The sequence below is a fragment of the Streptococcus sanguinis genome, from assembly GCF_019929225.1.
Taxonomy (GTDB): Bacteria; Bacillota; Bacilli; order Lactobacillales; family Streptococcaceae; genus Streptococcus; species Streptococcus sanguinis_J.
This window is the reverse complement of record NZ_JAHZPA010000001.1, coordinates 11,418-32,852: the sequence shown is the minus strand read 5'-3', so window position 1 is coordinate 32,852 and position 21,435 is coordinate 11,418. Positions and strand designations below refer to the sequence as shown.

The 21,435-nt window shown below is 43.3% G+C and carries 16 protein-coding genes; all 16 read right to left on the bottom strand.

The features are described 5' to 3' along the window. Position 1: 1 nt before the first annotated feature. The 16 genes from K1I80_RS00155 to K1I80_RS00080 all read right to left on the bottom strand — a co-directional run bounded on the left by K1I80_RS00155 (position 2) and on the right by K1I80_RS00080 (position 21,435). Positions 2 to 3,103 (bottom strand): DEAD/DEAH box helicase, encoded by a 3,102-nt coding sequence (locus K1I80_RS00155; RefSeq protein WP_223313425.1) that lies wholly within the window; start codon positions 3,101 to 3,103, stop codon positions 2 to 4. Between the two features lie 127 nt (positions 3,104 to 3,230). After that, complete coding sequence (gene der, locus K1I80_RS00150) at positions 3,231 to 4,541, bottom strand: ribosome biogenesis GTPase Der (RefSeq protein WP_223313426.1); 1,311 nt, start codon at positions 4,539 to 4,541, stop codon at positions 3,231 to 3,233. A gap of 42 nt (positions 4,542 to 4,583) precedes the next feature. Then, positions 4,584 to 5,300 (bottom strand): nitroreductase family protein, encoded by a 717-nt coding sequence (locus tag K1I80_RS00145; protein WP_223313427.1) that lies wholly within the window; start codon positions 5,298 to 5,300, stop codon positions 4,584 to 4,586. Next, entirely contained in the window at positions 5,297 to 6,196 is a 900-nt protein-coding gene (dnaI, locus tag K1I80_RS00140; RefSeq protein ID WP_223313428.1) for a primosomal protein DnaI, read from the bottom strand. Before dnaI ends, K1I80_RS00145 begins: the two co-directional genes overlap by 4 nt. After that, positions 6,197 to 7,351, bottom strand: a complete 1,155-nt coding sequence (locus K1I80_RS00135) for a replication initiation and membrane attachment family protein (RefSeq protein WP_223313429.1) — start codon at positions 7,349 to 7,351, stop codon at positions 6,197 to 6,199. It abuts the gene before it with no gap. After that, positions 7,352 to 7,825, bottom strand: a complete 474-nt coding sequence (gene nrdR, locus K1I80_RS00130; RefSeq protein ID WP_002894570.1) for a transcriptional regulator NrdR — start codon at positions 7,823 to 7,825, stop codon at positions 7,352 to 7,354. It lies immediately after the preceding gene. A 170-nt stretch (positions 7,826 to 7,995) separates the two neighbouring features. Then, on the bottom strand, positions 7,996 to 8,811 hold the full coding sequence (locus tag K1I80_RS00125) for an endonuclease/exonuclease/phosphatase family protein (RefSeq protein WP_223313430.1): 816 nt from the start codon (positions 8,809 to 8,811) through the stop codon (positions 7,996 to 7,998). Between the two features lie 17 nt (positions 8,812 to 8,828). Further along, a complete protein-coding gene (locus K1I80_RS00120) occupies positions 8,829 to 11,021 on the bottom strand; it encodes a PTS transporter subunit IIBC (RefSeq protein WP_223313431.1) in 2,193 nt (730 codons plus the stop codon). A gap of 287 nt (positions 11,022 to 11,308) precedes the next feature. Next, a complete protein-coding gene (locus tag K1I80_RS00115; RefSeq protein ID WP_223313432.1) occupies positions 11,309 to 11,998 on the bottom strand; it encodes a response regulator transcription factor in 690 nt (229 codons plus the stop codon). 9 nt (positions 11,999 to 12,007) lie between these two features. Then, complete coding sequence (gene gndA / locus K1I80_RS00110; RefSeq protein ID WP_223313433.1) at positions 12,008 to 13,432, bottom strand: NADP-dependent phosphogluconate dehydrogenase; 1,425 nt, start codon at positions 13,430 to 13,432, stop codon at positions 12,008 to 12,010. Positions 13,433 to 14,017: 585 nt separating this feature from the next. Next, entirely contained in the window at positions 14,018 to 15,481 is a 1,464-nt protein-coding gene (locus K1I80_RS00105; RefSeq protein WP_223338984.1) for a hypothetical protein, read from the bottom strand. A gap of 271 nt (positions 15,482 to 15,752) precedes the next feature. After that, a complete protein-coding gene (locus K1I80_RS00100; RefSeq protein WP_223313435.1) occupies positions 15,753 to 18,401 on the bottom strand; it encodes a valine--tRNA ligase in 2,649 nt (882 codons plus the stop codon). Then, positions 18,394 to 18,972: an AAA family ATPase gene (locus tag K1I80_RS00095; RefSeq protein WP_223313436.1), complete on the bottom strand. Its 579-nt coding sequence runs from the start codon at positions 18,970 to 18,972 to the stop codon at positions 18,394 to 18,396. The genes K1I80_RS00100 and K1I80_RS00095 overlap by 8 nt, the downstream gene beginning before the upstream one ends. After that, positions 18,972 to 19,532, bottom strand: a complete 561-nt coding sequence (locus tag K1I80_RS00090; protein WP_223338983.1) for a GNAT family N-acetyltransferase — start codon at positions 19,530 to 19,532, stop codon at positions 18,972 to 18,974. Before K1I80_RS00090 ends, K1I80_RS00095 begins: the two co-directional genes overlap by 1 nt. Before the next feature lie 260 nt (positions 19,533 to 19,792). Further along, entirely contained in the window at positions 19,793 to 20,047 is a 255-nt protein-coding gene (locus K1I80_RS00085; protein ID WP_148880922.1) for a DUF1912 family protein, read from the bottom strand. A 26-nt stretch (positions 20,048 to 20,073) separates the two neighbouring features. Next, positions 20,074 to 21,435: a DUF438 domain-containing protein gene (locus K1I80_RS00080; protein ID WP_223338981.1), complete on the bottom strand. Its 1,362-nt coding sequence runs from the start codon at positions 21,433 to 21,435 to the stop codon at positions 20,074 to 20,076.

The following is a 21,435-nucleotide window of genomic DNA, read 5'->3' as shown; positions in this document are numbered from 1 at the left end:
GCTATTCTGCCGAAATTCCTAGAATTTCTCGAATTTCCTCCACAGAGAGACTGGATTTGGCTTCTGCTCCGTCGAGAATAGTCGAAACCAGATTGCGCTTGCTCTCCTGCAACTCCTGTATCTTCTCTTCAATCGTGCCTCGTGTAATCATCCGATAGACTTCGACATTGCGCTCCTGACCGATACGGTGGGCACGGCCGATAGCCTGGGCCTCAACCGCTGGATTCCACCAGAGGTCGACCAAGATAACTGTGTCTGCACCAGTCAGATTGAGACCGACACCTCCAGCCTTGAGGGAGATTAGAAAGGCTGAACGCTGGCCGTCATTGAAGGCTGTTGTCATGTCCTGACGCTCCTTGGCCGGAGTAGAGCCTGTAATCTTAAAGGACTCCATGCCCATCTTGTCCAGTTCACTCTCGATAATATCCAGCATACCACGAAATTGTGAAAATATGAGGACACGACGATTACCATCTTGTATCTGTTCAAGTAATTCCCGCAAACTTTCCAGCTTACCGCTCTCGCCCTCGTAATCTTCCATAAACAGCTTCGGAGTGTCACAGATCTGGCGGAGACGCATAAGACCTGACAGAATCTCTATCTTGCTGCGGTTGATTTCATCTTCTGTCGCATGGATAATTCTGTCCTGCATTTGTTTGAGCAGAGCAAGATAAATGGTCTTCTGACTATCCGCCAATTCATTGCGATAGGCAACTTCAATCAAATCAGGCAATTCCTGCAGCACATCTTCTTTCTTGCGCCGCATGACAAATGGTTTGATATAGCGAGCGACTTTCTCAGCCGGCAGTTTTAAAAATTCCTTTTTGCTCGGCAAAAGTCCTGGCATGACAATTTGGAAAATAGACCAAAGTTCTCCCAGATTATTTTCAATCGGCGTCCCAGAAAGGGCATAGGTATGCTCCACTTCAAAATCCCGCAAATACTGGGCAATCTTGGTCTGGTCATTCTTCATCACCTGAGCCTCATCCAAAATCAAATACTGGAAGTGATTGTCTCGGTATTCTTCCACATCCTGCCTGAAAGAAGCATAGCTAGTAATCGTAATCTGATGCTTCTCTGCGATCAGATCATCACGAACATTTTTCAGACCATAAACCACCGCCACATCCAAATGCGGAGCAAATTTAGCAAACTCATCGCTCCAGTTGTAAATCAGGCTGGATGGCGCCAAGATTAAGACTTTCTTAGAGTCATCTATACGCGAACTCAGAAAAGAAATCGTCTGCAGGGTTTTTCCTAGCCCCATATCGTCAGCCAAGATGCCACCGAATCCATACTTATCCAGCATGGATAGCCACTTGACACCTGTCTCTTGGTAATCCCGAAGGTCAGCCTTGACTTGTAGCTTAGGAAGAGGAAATTCCCCAGGGTGAGTCAGGTCAAAGGCCAACTGCTGCACATCTTTTGAAAACTGTACCCTATCCTTGCCCTTGAAAAACTCTGCCAGTTGATAAGCCGCCAGACTGCTAGTCTGAATGAATCCATTTGTAGTCCGCTTACTCTGCAGCTGCTGCAAAGTCCGACTCATCTCCTTGGTCTCTTCGTCGAAAATCAAGACTTGCCCAGACTTACTGATAAAGAAGTCCTGCTCCTTAAAGAGCGAATCAAGCACTGCATCTATCTCTGACTGCGCAATGCCAGCAAAATCGAAACCAACATCTAAGAGGCCACCCTTCATCTTGACGGAGATCCTTGGACTTTCTGTCTGTGCCAACGCCTCTAACTCTTCTGTCATACTGACACGGCCCAAAGCTTCAAAGTTGGGAATGACTTCCGAGAAGAAATGATAAATTTCTTCCGGCTTCAGAGGCGGTCTCTGACTGTAAAAGTCTGCCACAAAACCTGCCTGCAGCATTTGCTTAAATACCTGCTGCTCATGCTCAAAATTACCTGCAAAAGGCAGACGTTCCAAATCTTTACGAGTCGTCACCTTCCTGTCTCCATAGTCAAAGACAGTATCTAAAATCAAACGCTTATCAGGACCGATGTCAAAGTCAAACTTGGCTATAAAGTCATGAATCATCATACTTTCAGGTGCTTCTACCCGACCAACCTTTTTAAACTCAGACAAACTGGAAGCCAGCTTCGTTCTCTCTGACAAGTCGAATTGCAGGCGCTTCAACCGATCATGCTCTATAGGCAACTCCCGTAAAGCCTTAATTAGTCTTATCTGCTGAGGATTTAGCTGGTAGAAGGTATCTCCATAAAAAATAAACTGGCCATCATAAAGCATCTTATAATTCTTCTCAGCAATGACTAGCTCAAAATGCTCTTCATACTCTTCCACTTGGAAAGTATAAACTTCTGCCTCTTCATGTAAATCTTGGAAAAAGACTTCACTGTAGTCATAAAGGCTGTACTCTAAGCGGAAAGAAGACAGATTCATCAGGAAGATAACTCCCTCTTCAAAGATACTAGCCGGGAAGAAAAGATTGCGCCCAGCATTTGGGAAAATCAAAGAAGAATCTTGCCCCTGATAGTCAGACACTAGTCCTTGCAGAAAAACGAGCAAATCTTGACTAGCTTCATCAAAATCCTCTAAATGAATAGCCTCATAGTAACTCTTACCAATCTGATAATGTCCGCCCTTTTCCAAGGTCCGAAGGAAGGAAAGAACGTCTCGGACAACATAAGAGCGCTCGTCCGGCAAGCGACTGATCCGGAGACTCCAGAGAAACTGCCCTGTATAAGAATCCTCCTGACCAGTAGCCGAAAGCTCATAACGAACCTGTTGATTGGATTTATCCGGCAAGACTTTATCCAAGAACAAGCTTCCAAAAGAAACCAGCTCTTGGGTCTCCTGACTGGTCAACTCCTCTTCTTCCATACTCTTTAGCACATCTTTTCCAGATGGAGCATTTTTCAGATAATATTCCAAGGCCGCCAGATGGGCACAATATTTTTTCTTCTGGAAAAAGTCGCAATAACAAAAGATGACATCATCATCCAAGCTATAGCGCAGATTACACTCGTCCACACGAGCATATAAAAGAGAATCACTGACCTCAAGGATTACTACCTTATTGTTTTCAACCAGGGCAATTCCTTCTGTCCGAATCTTACCAGGAATTAATTTTGCCATAATTACCACCTTACATTTATCTCACCATTATACCATACTTTCGACATAAAAAAAGAAAAGCAAGCTCTTATGCTTACTTTCATTTTTACATATAAACGTATGTTTGTCAAATTGCTGTTTTCCAACTCTACTTCCGCTTCCTTGCAATCAAGTGAATTGGGGTCCCTTCAAAGACAAAAGCTTTGCGAATTTGATTTTCTAAGAAACGCAGGTAAGAGAAGTGCATAAGCTCTTCTTCGTTGACAAAGATGACAAAGGTCGGTGGTTTGGTCGCTACCTGAGTCGCATAGAAAATCTTGAGGCGTTTGCCCTTGTCAGTCGGCGTCGGATTAATCGCAATAGCATCCATGATAACATCATTGAGCACCGCTGACGGAATACGGGTATTCTGACTCTGACTGATTTGCTTAATCATGTCCGGCAGCTTATGGAGACGCTGCTTGGTCAGGGCAGAGACAAAGATAATTGGCGCATAAGACAAATACTGGAACTGGTCTCGGATATCTTCTTCCCAGTCTTTCATGGTATGGTTGTCTTTTTCCAGCGTATCCCACTTATTGACGACGATAACAATACCTTTTCCTGCTTCATGGGCAAAGCCAGCGATTCGCTTGTCGTACTCACGAATTCCTTCTTCGGCATTAAGCACCATCAAAACGACATCTGAGCGATCGATCGCCCTCATAGCCCGCATGACAGAGTATTTCTCCGTATTTTCATACACCTTGCCTGACTTGCGCATACCAGCCGTGTCGATCATGGTAAATTCCTGACCTTCACTGTCCGTAAAGACCGTATCAATGGCATCACGCGTTGTACCAGCAACAGGACTAGCAATAACCCGCTCCTCACCCAAAATAGCATTGATCAAGCTAGACTTGCCGACATTAGGACGGCCAATCAAGCTAAACTTAATTATATCAGGATTTTCAGCGACATCTTCATTTGGCAGATTTTCAACGATAGCATCAAGAACATCCCCTGTACCAATCCCGTGGACTGAGGAAACTGGGAATGGATCGCCCAAGCCCAGCGCATAGAAATCAAAAATCTCATTGCGCATTTCAGGATTGTCCACCTTATTGACCGCTAAAATAATCGGCTTATGGGTCTTGTAGAGCATGCGAGCCACATACTCGTCCGCATCCGTGATACCTTCCTTGCCAGACACGACAAAAACGATAACATCTGCTTCGTCCATAGCAATCTCAGCCTGGTGTTTGATTTGCTCCATAAAAGGCGCGTCAACATCGTCAATTCCGCCCGTGTCAATAATACTAAACTTACGGTTGAGCCAGCTTGCTGTCGCATAAATTCGGTCGCGGGTCACCCCTTCGACATCTTCCACAATGGAAATCCGCTCACCTGCAATCCGATTGAAGAGCGTTGACTTGCCGACATTGGGACGGCCGACAATGGCAATAGTTGGTAAGGCCATGTTTTTCCTCTTTCATTCTTTAGGACAGAGCCAAACTCCACCCTATTTTTCTAATTTCTTTTCTTTGAATAGTTGGTCAATAGCCTGATTTGGCTCCTGACCAAATTGGGCAGCTAGGCGCTGACTCCAGGTTTCCTTAGCTCGCTCGCCTGCATATTCAGTCTGTACGCGGTCATAGGCTTGGATAGTTGAACGATCCTGTTCACGATATTCTTCCTCAAAGACCACTGCTTCATAAGGCAGGCGTGGCTTGAATGCATGGTTCTGGTTGGGATTTCCCAGAGCAATCCCAAAGACTGGATAAGTGTAGTCCGGTAGCTTGAAAAGCTCTGCTATTTGACTGGCAGCATATCGAACCAGTCCAATGATTACTCCACCATAACCCAAACTTTCAGCTGCTAACAGGGTATTTTGTCCAGCTAAAGCAGCATCTACTGAGCTAATCAGGAGATTCTCCGTTCCCTCAGGATAAAAGTCTTCCGTATACATGTGAACGCCCTTTTGGGCACGATTGAGGTCGCCAACAAAAAGCAGGAAGGCTGAAGACTGCCGAATGGCTTCTTGGGGCACCAAGTCAAAGAGGGCTTCTTTTTTCTCTTTGCTTCGCACCACAATGATAGAGTAAGACTGGAAATTCTTCCAGCTGGACGCAGCCCGCCCATCATCAATGACAGCACGTAGTTCCTTCTCCGAAATCTGCTCCTCCGTAAAGCGGCGAACAGACGTGTGAGATTTCATTAAGTTAATCGTTTCATTCATCGGCGGTTCTCTCCTTCTAGGCGTACCTCCTGAGCCAGAAACTTAATTCGCTCCATAACTCGCTTAGCCTGCCAAGTCTCATCGCCATTCTTAGAGCTGGCAAAGTGACGCTCTAAATCCGCAAAACTAAAGTTAGAAGTAAAGAAAGTTGGCAGATTTTCCTGCATACGGTGCTGGAGAATGACCTGCAAAATCTCATCGCGCATCCAAGGACTGGACTGCTCTGCACCAATATCGTCCAAAATCAGCACTTGAGCTGTCTTGACTTGGTCGATCTTCTCCTTGACCAAGCCGGAACTGATCGCATTCTTAACATCCAAAACAAAGCTTGGATAGTGAAGGAGTATCGTTGAAACACTGCGTTTTTCTGACAAATCATGCGCCAGAGCAGCCATCATGTAACTCTTACCGACCCCAAAATCGCCGTAGAGATAAACAGCCTTCTGATAATTCGGAAACTCAGCAACGAAGTTGGTCAAAAGTTCAAAAGCCTTGTAGCGGCCAACATCGTCCAGATCCACCTGAGCCAGACTAGCCTCCTTGAGACTGGCTGGTAGGCTGATAAGATTGAGACGGCTTCTAATAGCCTCCTGTCTCTCCTGCTCAATCAACTCAGGTGTCTCTTCATAGGCAACATCCGCATAGCCTTCATTTTTCACCAAGATTGGCTTATAGCCCTTGGCAATATAGGTCTCGTCCCCCAGCAAAAAGCGGTTACGCTCCGTAATATACTGGTTAAACTTGGAGACACTGCGCTGAATCTCAGCTTGGGTCAGCTTTTCCTGCTGGATAAAGGCTGCCACATCTGGATCGGCCATAATCTGCTTAACCAGCTCCTGATAGTCAAACTGCCGCACCCTATTCATATGAGGCATATTCTGTCCTATTTTCTCCATTTATTCGCCTCCTCCTTCAAGTTTGGCTAAGAGCCGACGTTTCTGCTCTTCTAGCTCGGCCTGCTTCTCTGCGCTCGTTTCATTTTTATAATCCGGCTGACTCCAGTCAGGTACGTTGCTCTTGGTAGAGCCTTGTCCAGATTTAGCTGGACGGTTCTGGGGCTGCTGGTTGCGCTCACGGATTTTCAAGACTGCTTCCTCAGCTGTCGTCACCTTTTGATAAGAAAAATCATTAGCTACCTTGAGGGCATACTTTTCATTGAGATTGGCTGAATCCACCTTATTAAAGGTCAAGAGCAAGATTACGTTGATAACCTCGTCCAAAAGGCCTAATTCAGCTAAATCCAGCAAAAGCTTTCTCTCCGTCCGCGTAATAGCAGCCTGACGAGTTTTTTTGATTTCTGCCAGAAAGACCATTGGAGATGTTCGTTTTGCCTCTTGAATGATAGACTGCTCCTGCTTAGAAAATTGGCCTTCTGCCGGCTTCTGAGCTAGCTTTTGCTTCATCCGTTTAGTAGAAATGACCTGAGAAACAGCAGTTTCTCTCGCCAAGACATAAGTCTCATACCAAGTCCACTTCTTCTGCTCAGCAATTGCAAACAATTCTAGCACATCTTCCTTTTCATTGGCAAAACGAAGATTGTCCTGAGCCATCCGTTGCTTGAAATACTCCAAGTCAAAATCATTGGCTTTTCGCACTGCCCTTGCTTGCTCATCTTCCATACCAAACACCTGCATAAAAGGCTTGATCAATTTATCTCCGCTAGGATTTTCTGGTCGCAGGGCATCTGCAGCAGCTTCGCCGATTTTCTTTTCCAAGAGCCGACTGTACACATTATGGCTGAAAAATTCCTCCGCCGTTAAGGTCGGGTGGAGTTGAATCAGATAATAGTCATCTGTTTGATAAAGATCTACTAGCTTAATCGCCGCCAAACGCTCAAAACTTTCTTCTAAAATATTAAGTCCAAAATCTAAATGATTGAGAATCTGACTGAAGAGGTGCTGCTTTTGCCCATTATCTCCAAAAGACAGCAGATAAAGATAAAGTGCTACCGCTTCTCTCCCCAAAATCGGCAAATAGAGCTTGGTCAAGATAGCAATATCTGAGCTGACTGCATTATTGCGCAAGAAAGAAAACTGATGGTTTGGTTTCATTTATTTGTCCTTTTTCTTCTTGGACCCCTTGGTAATCTGCTTGAGCAAGCTTTCCAGTTCTCCCACATCCTTGAAACTCCGGTAAACACTGGCAAAACGAACGTAGGTGATTTCATCCAGCTCAGCCAGTTCATCCATGACCAAGGATCCAATATATTCACTATTGATTTCATTATCGCTCTGACTGCGGACTTTTTGCTCGATTCGATTGACAATCTCCTCTATTTCGTCACTAGATACTGGTCGCTTTTGAGCGGAGCGAATAATACCGTTAAAAATCTTATCCCGAGAAAATTGCTCGCGTGTCCCGTCCTTTTTGACAACCACTAGGGTTCTCTCTTCGACGCGCTCGTAGGTCGTAAAGCGGTGCTGACATTCCTCACACTCACGGCGGCGACGGATTGTATTCCCATCTTCTGCCTGTCTGCTATCAACTACACTTGATTTATTCCCACCACATTTTGGACAACGCATACCATTTCCTCCTAGAATCCTAATACTTCATTATAACACGTTTTCAAGAATAACAAAAGACAGCCGTTTGGGGTGTAAAATTACACTATTTCACCTTAAAAATATGTTTATCAAAAAGAAAAAGAGAGGCAAATCTGTTGCATTCTCAATCTTGCCTCATCTTTTTACTATTATAAAGTCACTTGCACTTCTAAACCAAAGTGGTCACTGACAACAGGGGTTTCTTTCCCGTCAAAAACAACAGCGGAGCGCTCAACGTCCATCCCTTGGCTAGTGAAAACATAGTCTATCTTCAGAGCATGTTTATTATCATCCCAGCCTGCAATAGTCCCTTCTACTGTCGCCTCTCCGATAGCTTCTTTTGCAGCAGTATGGCTATCCTGCAGCTTCAGTGGACTGGCTAAGATAGTCTGGTAGCCTTGTTGACCGACTGGATTGTTGAAATCGCCCATGAGGACCAGAGGAGTTTCTGCTTTTAGCAGCTCTTCTTCAAGCTTAGCCCATTCCCCCTGGAAGCCTTTGTCCCACCAAGACAGATGGCAGGAGGCAATTGTCAACAATTGACCATCAACCTCAGTCTCGGCTAGCAAGACCTTACGAGTATGGTAATCCCTAGGATCATTAGCCTCTGAAACCAGAACTTCTCTAGGAGTCAGCGGCTTTCTGGACAGAATTGCCACTCCTTCGTTGTAAATATCAAATCCAATATGATTATAGGCCCAGGACCAATGATAGTCCAGTCCTGCCTCAGCCAACTTTTCTACCAAACAAAGGGCAAAGTGGTCTTGATGGATCTCAATTGCACCCTCAACCGCCTGATAGAAAGGAGCCTGAACAACCTGTTCAGACTCCGTTAATTGATTGACTTCCTGCAGGCAAATGACATCATATTTTTCTTGAAGAATGCGTTCTGCAAGCTGATTAAGCTTGATTTCTTGCTCTTCTTCCATCCAACTATGAGTATTTAATGTCAGGAATTTTGCCATGATTTCTCTTTTCTATTTTACAATTCAACCTTAGCAACAACTGTCTTAGCAGATGATTGACCAAGTTTTTCTACTGTTACAGACTTGATGGCTGCTGCATTAGTGAAGACTACGATAGTTGAAGTTTCGCGTCCTGCTTCCTTGATTGCTCCCAAGTCAGCCGTTACAAGAAGATCTCCAGCTGCAACTTTCTGACCTTCTGAAACATGAACTTCGAAAGGTTTACCTTCAAGGCTAACAGTTTCCAAACCAATATGTACCAAGACTTCTAAGCCGTTATCTGTTACAAGACCGATAGCGTGCTTGCTAGGGAAGACGCTAGTTACTGTACCAGCAACTGGTGAATAAATCTTACCGTTTTCAGGCTCAACTGCAAATCCGTCACCCATCATTTTTTGTGAGAATACTGGATCTTTAACATCTGCCAAGTCAATGACTTGACCGTCCGCAACAGTTTCAACCTCCTCAGTCACACCTTTGTAAGTAACTTCGGCAGCTGCTGATTCTGCTTTTTGGCTAGGAAGTGTTTCAGGAATCACTTCACCAGAATCCAACAAGTCTTGAATATCAGATTTGAGAACGTCAGCTTTTGGTCCGTAGATAGCCTGAACGCCTTGGCCTTTCATAACCAAGCCCATAGCGCCTTCAGCTTTCCACTGTTCTTCTGTTCCAACTTTTTCAGCATCTTTGACAGTCACACGCAGACGAGTCATACATGCATCTACATCTACGATATTAGCGCGACCACCCAGAAGGTTGATAACATTTACTGCTTGAGATGCTTCAGCAACTTTACCGCCAGTTGACTCTGATGAAGAAGCTTCATCTGAACCGTCTGCTGTTTCATAGTTACCATTACGTCCTGGAGTTGCGTAGTTGAACTTCTTGATCATGAAGTTAGAAATGAGGTACATCACAACACCAAAGAGGATAGTTACCCAGATGAAGTTGATGATATCCATTCCTAAGCCAGCATTGATGGCCATAGGAGTACGGGTCAAGAATTCGATAGAACCGAATGAGTGCACACGAAGGTTAACGATGTCAGCCATTGCAAACGCAGCACCTTGTACAAATGCATAAATGATATACAGCGGTGTTGCAACGAACATGAACATATACTCGATTGGCTCAGTAACCCCTGTTAAGAAGGTCGCCAAAGCAGTCGCAATCATCATACCTTTGTATTTGTGCTTCTTGTCAGCATCTACATTGTGATAGATAGCTGCCGCTACCCCCATAAGGATACCGAATGAACCAATCATCTGACCAACCTTGAATCGAGCTGGATGAACTGTATCAAGCAAGTGTTGGTAAGTAGAAGGATCAGCTGATTTCGTACCAACCAAGTCAGTTACCCAAGCCAACCATAGTGGATCTTGACCAGCTACAGTTGTTCCCGCACCAGAACCAGTAATAACGTGATAAACACCACCTAATTCTGTGTAGTTCATCGGAATGGTCAACATGTGGTGCAAACCAAATGGAAGCAAGAGACGTTCCAAAGTACCATAGATGAATGGTGCTAAAACTGGTGCAGTATCTTGTGAGTTAGCAATCCAAATACCAAAGCTGTTGATACCTGATTGAACAACTGGCCATACGAATGACAAAACAATTGCCACGATTACTGAGCGCAAGATAACAACGAAAGGTACAAAACGCTTACCATTGAAGAATGACAAAGCATCTGGCAATTTACGGAAATTGTAGTATTTGTTATAAGCTGTAGCTCCAACAAAACCAGCAATAATTCCGACAAATACACCCATGTTCAGAGCTGGTGACTCTAGAACGCTGATGAAATAATCAGAAACCTTAATAGATGCGCCAAACATTGTTTTAACTACAGCTGCCTTATCTGAGAGCATATCGCTGGTAACGCCAAACATAACACCAGTAATACGGTTAATCAGGATAAAGGACAGACCTGCTGCGAAGGCACCGCCTGCGCGTTCTTTTGCCCAGCTTCCACCGATAGCCAAAGCAAAGAGGATATGCAGGTTACCAATAACCCCCCAACCAATCTGCTCTAAAACACCACCAGTAGTGACTAAAACACCTAGATTTGGATTAATCATCGGAATTGATTTACCGATACTAATCATCAGTCCTGCTGCCGGCATAACAGCAACGACCACCATCAAAGCTTTACCGAATTTTTGCCAAAATTCAAAGCTAAAAATGTTCTTGAATGAATCTTTCATCATTCAGACCTCCTTATATTTTTTACAAACAAGTCCGTTTTTGTGAAATCGTTTGCATATCGATACATCTATTATAGCACGATTTTTTATTTTGTAAAGGCTTTTATAAAAAAAATTTCTCTTTTTTTGCACCTAAAATACTGCATTTTCTCTTCAAGAGTTATATTTTTGCTATATTCCAACGAAAACGATTGCATAAAATAGTTAGAAAAATCCCATTAGTTCTCCTATCTATACTATAACAAGCGCAAAAAACTCCGTCTCCTAAGGAGAACAGAGTTTTGATTTTTTTATTCTTGCATGGCATAACCAACACCGCGAACGGTTTTGATATAGCTTGGCTGCCCTTCCACATCAATTTTACTGCGCAGATAACGAATATAAACATCTACAACGTTGGTCTCCGTTGCACTCTCGTACTTCCAGACACGCTCCAGCAGCTGCTCACGGCTCATGACCTTATTGCTGCCCATCAGGGTCACCAGCAGATCGTACTCCCGCCGCGTCAGTGCAATAACTTCCTCACCACGGTAAACCGTATGATTTTTAATATCTACTCGCAGATTGCGATAAGAGGTCGGAATTTTCAAGAGGCTGCAGTGCTGGTCAATAAAGTCCCGCCCGTGGAAAATGATAGAGACACGCTCCACTAAATCACTGATAATGAAAGGCTTGACTACGTAGGAAACAGCAAAATGCTGGATTGTTTCCTGCTGCTCTGCAATCTCTTCGCGACTAGCCAAAACGATAATGACGGACGCTGGCTTGATCAAGCTCAGCTGCTGAGCAAAATCGCTGGCAGTCATATCTTGAAGATCATAGTTGAGCAAGAGCAAGTCATAATCCACATCTTTAGCCAAAGCCAGTCCCTCTTGACCAGTCTCAGCCAAATCTACAAGAAAGCTTTCCTTTTGCAGTTCCAAACTCACAAATCGGGCAAGATTTTTTTCATTTTCTACTAGTAAAATTCGCTTTGCCATAGGCCTATCCTATTTTTCGTCGTACCAAGAATAGTGGTAGGTACCTTCTTTGTCTTTACGGTTGTATGTATGAGCACCAAAGTAATCACGCTGTGCCTGAATCAGATTAGCTGGCAGATTTTCTGCACGGTAGCTATCAAAGTAAGCAATGGCACTGGAGAAGGTTGGTACTGGTACACCTGCTTGCACAGCCAAGCTGACAACATCACGGACTGCCTGTTGGTACTTAGCTGTAATATCCATGAAGTATTCATCTAAGAGCAGGTTTGCAAGGTCAGCATCACGGCTGTAAGCATCTGTAATTTTCTGAAGGAAGCGGGCACGGATGATGCAGCCAGCACGCCAGATAGAAGCAATCTCTCCGAACGGCAGATTCCAATTATTTTCCTTAGAAGCTACACGCAATTGAGCAAAACCTTGAGCATAAGACATGATTTTTGAGAAGTAAAGAGCCTGACGGATCTTTTCAATCAACTCTGCCTTGTCTCCCTCAAAGGTGAATGCAGCTGGTTTTGGCAATACCTTGCTGGCAGCCACACGCTCATCTTTGTAGGTAGAAATGTAACGCGCAAAGACTGACTCAGTAATCAATGGCAGCGGCACACCTAAATCCAAAGAAGATTGACTGGTCCACTTACCGGTTCCTTTATTACCAGCCGCATCCAGAATGTAGTCAACGATTGGGCCATCTTGACCTTCATCGTCCTTGCGTGTCAAGATATCCGCTGTAATCTCAATCAGATAGCTGTCCAGCTCGCCTTTGTTCCACTCTGTGAAGATATCTGCCATTTCACTAGCTGAAAGCCCCAGCAAGTGCTGCATCAAGTCATAACTCTCAGCGATCAGCTGCATATCTCCATATTCAATCCCGTTATGGACCATTTTTACATAGTGACCAGCACCATCAGGACCGATATAGGTCACACATGGTGCACCGTCTTCAGGAGCTTTAGCAGAGATTTCTTCCAAGACATCTGCTACCAACTCATAAGCTTCTTTTTGACCACCCGGCATGATAGACGGTCCTTCCAATGCGCCCTTTTCACCCCCAGAAACGCCTGTACCGATGAAGTTGATGCCAGAGTTAGCCAACTCTTCATTGCGGCGAATGGTATCTTTGTAGAAAGTATTCCCACCGTCAATCAGAATATCGCCCTTATCCAAGTGAGGAAGCAATGCCTGAATAGTCGCATCTGTACCAGGACCAGCTTGAACCATCAGCATAATCCGACGTGGCTTTTCAATAGAGTTGACAAAAGACTCTACATCATAGCTTGGCACAAAGTTTTTCTCAGGATGAGAGGCAACGACGTCCTCTGTCTTATTTGCTGAGCGGTTATAGATGGCAACTATATAGCCACGAGATTCGATATTTAGGGCAAGGTTACGGCCCATAACAGCCATACCAACAACACCAAAATTTGCTTTAGTCATTATGTTCTCCTATAGTTTGTTTGTCTTATTTTATCATTTTTAAGGCTTAAAAGAAAGTATTAAGTCGGTGACGGATTGTGAGGGTGGATGAATAGAAAAACCAAGCTCAGATGAAACTGAACTTGGTTGTGGGGATTTTAGTAAAGTAGAGTATTTCATATTAGTTTCCAAAGCCCCAGCTGGGATATCCTCTGGCTAAACATCGTGAATATCACGACCATCCAAATAGGTACCTGGATGGTTTAACTGATAAGCCTGACGTGTATACTAATAAACTAATTGATTTACACCATCAGGAACTAGTTAGTCTATTCAAATATCAGCTCAATTCCCCCAACAACTAAGGAAAAGTCTGCAATATTGTTTTCGTGCGGGTTTGAATGAAAAAATTTGTTATGTAGTAAGATGCTTTCTAAAATATTGACTTTTCTAGTATAACATAAATAATAACTTGAAAATAGAAAATATAATTCGTTACTTATTCTAATATCTTTGAAAATGAGGCATATAAATACCACTATAAAAATGTTTTTAGCACATAATATTGAGTAGATATAGAAGAAATAAGGACACCTAACATCATCTTCATAAATTTTGGTGAGAAGCCTCTGCATAAYAAATTGGAATTTTAATTATATTTCCAAATAAATTTATTTTTTTAAACTTTACTTTAGGAACTAAATTCAGACCTCTATATTTATCATTTAAAATATCTTCTAATCGATAAGAGCAAGAATCCTTCTTTAATAGTTGTTTATAATGCTGTGTCAATAAGATGAAACTATCTGAAAAATAATCCACTGAATAATTGGTTAAAGTAAAAAATAATATTTTATTTGGTCTGATTCCGCTATATTTATGATCAAAATATTTGTCAAAAACATTCTCTACAGTTAAATTTTCCATAGCATTTTTATTTTGTGCAGCACCTTTAGATAATAATTTTTTTAAATTCCTTATATCGTTTACTGAATCAACAGGAAGTTTAAATTTTAATTCAATAGTATGAACTATGTTTGCTTTTTTGTCATATACAATTAAATCTTCTCCTGGGCTACCATTTTTATCAATGTCAAAATCATACATATCTGATTTCATAGACTTAAGTTCGTTAATTTGATGTAACTCTAGTTTCTTTTGTTCATTTTGATAGAATGAATGATTTTTAATACTTAATAACTTCAATATATTCTTATCTAATCTTTGAGTATTAAATAAACTTACCGATAGAATTAACTTCCCTTTTACTGGAATAAAGTACGATAGTATAGGATCACTATCTAATGATTTAAAATTATATATTAAAAAATCTATAATGTGGTTAATTTTTTCGTCGCATAATTCTGGAATTACTTGGCCTAACTTTGTAGCCCATTCGCTTTTTTCTAACTCAATATACCCAATTTCATTTGTGACCATAATGGGTTTTAAATACTCAATCTCTATAATATGGTCTATCCCTTTACAGAATTTCTTATAGTCTTCTAAAGTAAAATTGTTTATGTTAAAATCAACTGTCAAATCAAATATCTTGTCTGTTATATCTTGCAACTTTGTAGCTCCTGCTATTGCACTTTGTTGTTCTAACATATGCCAATAGCCATTATATATATCATTTATTTTATACTCATCTCTCTTATATTCGAAACGAATAATCCGGTTTTGAAAGACAACATTCACAACTTGGATTTTATAAAGTTGAATAAAGTCCTCAAATTCCAAATAATCAGATATCCTTTGAAGTAATAAAATTAGGTCTCGAACTTCTATTTTCTTACTATCTACTTGTGACGTCTCAACAAGATTATGAAATATAAAAGGTAACGATTTTTGAATTATTCTAACAATTTTTTCACTGTCTATATATATATCTTCCGTTTTGAAAAGTGAAAATAATTTCCCCCTTGAAAGAAACATGGAGGTCTCAAGTCTAGAAATTAAAAATTTTATTGCATCATCTCTATTCATTTTAAATAAATCATGATTTAATATCTCTTTTCTTATTTCACTTTTTTTACTCTCTAATTGCTGTAAAATAGTATTGGTCATACTAATTCCTCTAATGCTTTCCTCATGATATCAATTATACCAAAAAAACACGGCTCATCACCGTGTTTCAGTAGCTCAATTCTATTTTTTCAAGGCATTGATAATGCTCCTCGTAAGTTTTTTGCCAACACCTTGATTTTTTGGATGAGTTCGTAAATATGCATGAACTTTAGTGCCAGTATCAGATCTAGTATAACCGTTAGTATTAACAATTTTATTATTTAAAAGTTTATTTAAGATTCCCATAGCTCTAACCTCATCCTATAAAAAATTAGACCAGTTTCCTCATCTCATCAATCCGTGCTACGGTCGCATCGTATTTAGCTTGGTAGTCGGCTTGTTTGTCGCGTTCTTTTTGAACGACTTCTGGTTTGGCGTTGGCTACGAAGCGTTCGTTAGAGAGCTTCTTTCCGACCATGTCCAGTTCTTTTTGCCATTTAGCCAGTTCCTTGTCGAGACGAGCTAGTTCTTCTTCGACATTGAGGAGGTCTGCCAGTGGCAAGTAGATTTCTGCTCCTGTGATGACGCTTGACATTGCGAGTTCAGGTGCAGGGATGGTTGATGCGATTTCCAAGTGTTCTGGATTTGTGAAGCGTTTGATGTAGTTGACATTGCTGTTAAAGAAGGCTTCCAAGTCACTATCGCTGGTCTTAACAAGGATGGTGATAGGCTTACTTGGTGCTACGTTTACTTCCGCACGCGCATTACGTACTGCACGAATCAAGTCTTTGAGGCTTTCCACACCTGTGTGAGCCGCAAGATCTTCAAAGGCTGGGTTGACAGTTGGGTAAGCCGCTGTAACGATAGAGCCTTCTGAGATTTGTCCAAAGATTTCCTCTGTCACAAATGGCATGATTGGGTGAAGGAGACGAAGGATCTTGTCCAAGGTGTAAAGGAGAACAGAACGTGTGATGACTTTCTCTTCTTCGTTGTCGCTATAAAGGACTTCCTTAGTCAACTCAACGTACCAGTCCGCAAATTCATCCCAGATAAAGTTGTAGAGGATGTGTCCAGCTACACCAAACTCAAACTTATCAAAGTTTTCAGTGACTTTTCCGATGGTTTCATTGAGGTTGTGGAGAATCCAGCGGTCTGTGACATTTCCAGCTTCCTTGTTAGCAACTTTTTCCACATTAGCCGTTGCTTGCTCAAGGGTCAAGCCTTCATTGTTCATGAGGATGTAGCGAGAGATGTTCCAGATTTTGTTAATGAAGTTCCATGAAGCATCCATTTTCTCGTAAGAGAAGCGGACGTCTTGCCCTGGTGCAGAACCATTTGAAAGGAACCAACGAAGGCTATCTGTTCCGTACTTATCAATAACATCCATTGGGTCAATCCCGTTACCGAGAGATTTCGACATCTTGCGTCCTTGCTCATCACGAATGAGACCATGAATCAAGGCATTTTTGAATGGCGACTTGCCAGTAAATTCCAAACCTTGGAAAATCATTCGAGATACCCAGAACGGAATAATATCATAACCAGTCACCAAAGTTGATGTTGGATAATAACGTTTAAAGTCTTCTGAGTCGACATCCGGCCAGCCCATGGTAGAGAATGGCCAAAGAGCCGAACTGAACCACGTATCCAAGACGTCTTCGTCCTGAGTCCAACCGTCACCTTCTGGAGCTTCTTCGCCGACATATATTTCACCCTCAGCATTGTACCAAGCAGGGATTTGGTGTCCCCACCAGAGCTGACGAGAGATAACCCAGTCGTGGACATTTTCCATCCATTGGAGGAAGGTATCGTTGAAACGAGGTGGGTAGAATTCTACCTTATCGTCTGTGTCTTGGTTGGCAATAGCATTCTTGGCCAATTGGTCCATCTTGACGAACCATTGAGTAGACAAGCGTGGCTCAACCACTACACCTGTACGTTCTGAGTGACCAACACTGTGGACACGTTTTTCGATTTTAACGAGGGCACCGATTTCTTCCAACTTAGTAACGACTGCCTTACGAGCTTCAAAACGGTCCATGCCGGCAAATTCGAAGGCCAAGTCATTCATGGTTCCGTCATCGTTCATGACGTTGACTTGTGGCAAGTTGTGGCGTTGACCAACCAAGAAGTCGTTTGGATCGTGGGCAGGTGTGATTTTCACGACACCAGTACCAAATTCTGGATCTGCGTGCTCATCTCCAACGATTGGAATCAATTTATTAGCGATTGGCAGGATAACGTTTTGGCCAATCAAGTCCTTGTAGCGTGGGTCTTCTGGATTGACCGCAACTGCAACGTCCCCAAACATAGTCTCAGGACGAGTTGTCGCAACTTCAAGGGCGCGTGAACCATCTTCCAGCATGTAGTTCATGTGGTAGAAGGCGCCTTCGACATCCTTGTGAATGACCTCGATATCAGAAAGGGCAGTGCGAGCTGCTGGGTCCCAGTTGATGATAAACTCACCACGATAGATCCAGCCTTTCTTGTAAAGCTCGACAAAGACCTTGCGAACGGCTTTTGACAGACCTTCGTCAAGGGTGAAGCGCTCACGAGAATAGTCTACAGAGAGGCCCATCTTGCCCCACTGCTCCTTGATGGTCGTCGCGTATTCATCCTTCCATTCCCAGACTTTATCTAGGAATTTCTCACGACCGAGGTCATAGCGGGAGATGCCCTGCTCCCGCAGACGTTCCTCGACCTTAGCCTGAGTGGCAATCCCCGCGTGGTCCATCCCTGGCAGCCAAAGCGTATCAAAGCCTTGCATGCGCTTCTGACGGATGATGATATCCTGCAAGGTCGTATCCCAAGCGTGACCAAGGTGAAGTTTCCCGGTAACGTTTGGTGGTGGAATCACAATCGAATAAGGCTTAGCCTTTTGATCGCCTGAAGGCTTGAAAACATCAGCATCAAGCCATTTTTGATAACGACCAGCCTCAACATCGGCTGGATTGTATTTAGGTGAAAGTTCTTTAGACATGTGTTTGTCCTTTCTCTATTGTATTCATTTTATCTTGAATCTGCTTAGCAACCTCTTCTGCAGACAGATTCGTATTATTTATTTTAAAGTAGTGGTGCAACTCATTGGGTTGATGTTGGGAATTTAATTGAAGTGTTTCAGCTGTCTCTAAAATTTCTCTTTCAGATACCTCAATATGTCGTTTTAAGGGTTTATGCTTTAATCGATTCTCCGTTCGATTTCGACGTAAACGCTCTTCAAGACTTGTTTCCAACTCCACAAAAAGAATCTCTTGATGATAGTCATCCAACAAATCCTGAATTTTCTTCAAATACAGCAGCTGGTACTGATTTGAAAAATCAATTACGTCTGTTAAAATCACCAATCGATGATTCCTAGCTCTTACTCCAAGGAAAGAAAAGGTAATCCCTCGAACAAACTCCCACATTTCCTCTGTAAAGTCCTGATAGATTTCTAGTGCAAAATCTATGGCTTGATGGTTATAAAAGAGGATAGCATCCGTCAGTCGAGATAACTCTTGACCAATCGTCATTTTCCCAGAAGCCGGAGCCCCAATGATGAAAATGTGCATCAAACCACCTCCCACTCACTCCTCATTAAGCCATATATCAGACCGTCACAGCGATTGCCTCGGGCATCTTTGCGGTCTCGGATGCGAGCTTCAAGGGTGAAGCCAAGTTTCTCTGCGACTCTTTGACTTTGAATATTGTAGCCAAAGCAAGTCAGTTCAATCTTGTGAAGACCTAAATCTTTAAAGCCTAGATCAATCAAGGCACGCGCTGCTTCTGGGACATAGCCTCGTCCCCAATAGTCTGGGTGCAAGATATAGCCAAGCTCCAAGACATCATCCTCGTGACGACGAGGGAAATCAACAGAGCCGATGACTTTATCCGTTCCTTTAACGACAATCCCATAACCTGCTGGGAGATTCTCCTTTTGATTACGCTCAGGAAGGATATGCTCTAGGTAATAAATCTCGTCTTCCAAGGTCTTGACGGGCGGAAAACCTGGTGGGTAGGAGACTTCTGGCCGACTGGCATAGTCAAAGATATCCTCAGCATCAGCCACGGTGCGGACTCGTAAGACTAGCCGTTCTGTTTCTAATCGATCTGGTAATCGTGCTTGCTCCATCTTCCTCCCTCGCTTTCTACAAAAAAACGCCCCTGTCATCTACATGACAGGGACGAATGTGTTTATCCGCGGTACCACCCAATTTCGGGCAGTTGCCCGCAACTTTAGTCTTTAAAATAAAAAGACAATAATATTTCATTTTCATTCATCAGCAACCAGTTTTGACACACTTGTGGACTTCTCAGCACCGCCACTTTCTGTAAAATGCTTGACTCAAAACACCTCTGATGAACCTATTCTATCACCTTTCCAGCGAAAAATCAATAATTTCTCTCACCCAAAAGTCCATCCGGCAGGTCATGAAATCCCTTGCCCGCCTGATAGTTGGCAAATTTCCCTAAAAGGAACTGGTAGGCATCGAGACGACTTTCATAACGAATAGCCGCTTCCTTGGCCCGCTCATCCTGGTCCGCCTCGTAGACTGCCTGACTCTCCTTGAGCGCCATCTCGTTAATCATGATCTGGGTCTTGACCCAAGCTTCAAACTCCTGTAAAAATTCCTGTTCGTAACTCATTTTTCTCACTTTCTAACTGCAAATACCTAGTCCAAATCTCGGTAAAAATCACTGTCAATGTCACGGAAGGGCTGAATATCCTGTACATACTCCAGCACCCCCTGAAATTCACCAGATTCATCCCGCACCGCCGCATAGGTCACATGGACAAACCTACCCCGTGATTCCGACTTGAACCACATCTCAAACTTGTCCCGCTCTCCCTTGCGCAGAGCCTTGAAAATCCGCCGCACCTTGTCTAAAAACTTGGGCGGGTGACAGAGCTCGACATTGCGCCCTATCTGGGACGGCGTCCGCTTGAAAATCATCTCATCCGCTGGCACGCTGTCATTATAATACTGGAAAATATCCTCCTTATTGACAAAGGTAATCTCCATGGGTAGATGGTCTAAGATCATATTGGCCTCCGCCACAGACAGATAGCCATGACCAAAAGGCTGTTGGGAGTCCCGATTAAAGGCTTGCTCCTTCTTTTCCTTAGGCTTAAAGGAAATGGTGACCTGACCATCCGGCGTATCAATGACCTGCTCAAATCTGCCATCACTAGGCTGTTCTGTGCTGGCTGGCGCTTCGCTTCCTTCATCAGCAGCATCCCCAGCTTCCTCCTCCGAGAATGAGTGCCGCGCAGGAATCCATTTCTCCGTCGGCTTGATGATGGCATAGCCATAAGCATCGCTCTCCTCAGCAATCTTGAGCCAGTCGTCCTGATGAAAGGACTCGAGGAGTATCATGAGAAGTATGGACTCTTCCTTGAAAATCATAGCTTCAAACTCAGCCGCAAAAATCTCAAACTTTTCCTTGACTTCTTGAATCGAAGTATCAGGCAGCTGCTCTGCAGCAATCTTAGCCTCTTGGAAAAGATCTCGAATCTGGTCGTCTACCCCCCACATGACCTTTGGTGGCGAATCATGGCCGTAGCCCTCCATGATGGGAAACATGAGCTCTTCCTTGCGCTGATAGTGAACATCAAACTGCCCCACCAAACCCAGCTGGCGCTGGAGACCCTTGCGGATTTCAGGAAGAAGCTCCTCCTCTTCTGTGCTTTCATAGGTAGATAGGAGCCTGCGAACCCGCATGAGGGCAGCCCTCAAGGCTAGATTTTCCTGCTTGAAGATCTGAACAGGATGACCCGGATGGTCGGTATCAGCCACCTCTACATTCTGAATGGCACCTTTAAAGAGGTTGGCATGGACATTGCAGAGGGACATGACATCTTCAAAGGTCACTCCCGTATCCGAGTTCATCAGCTCATGCTCCATCAGGCTGATCTCGATAGCGGACACACCTGCAAAATGCTCGTTGAAGAGCTCCTGAACGGACTCTGCAGAAGCACCGTTATGTAGGTCCAGCAAGATAGACTTGAGGACTTCAATGCGTTCAGTAGCCAT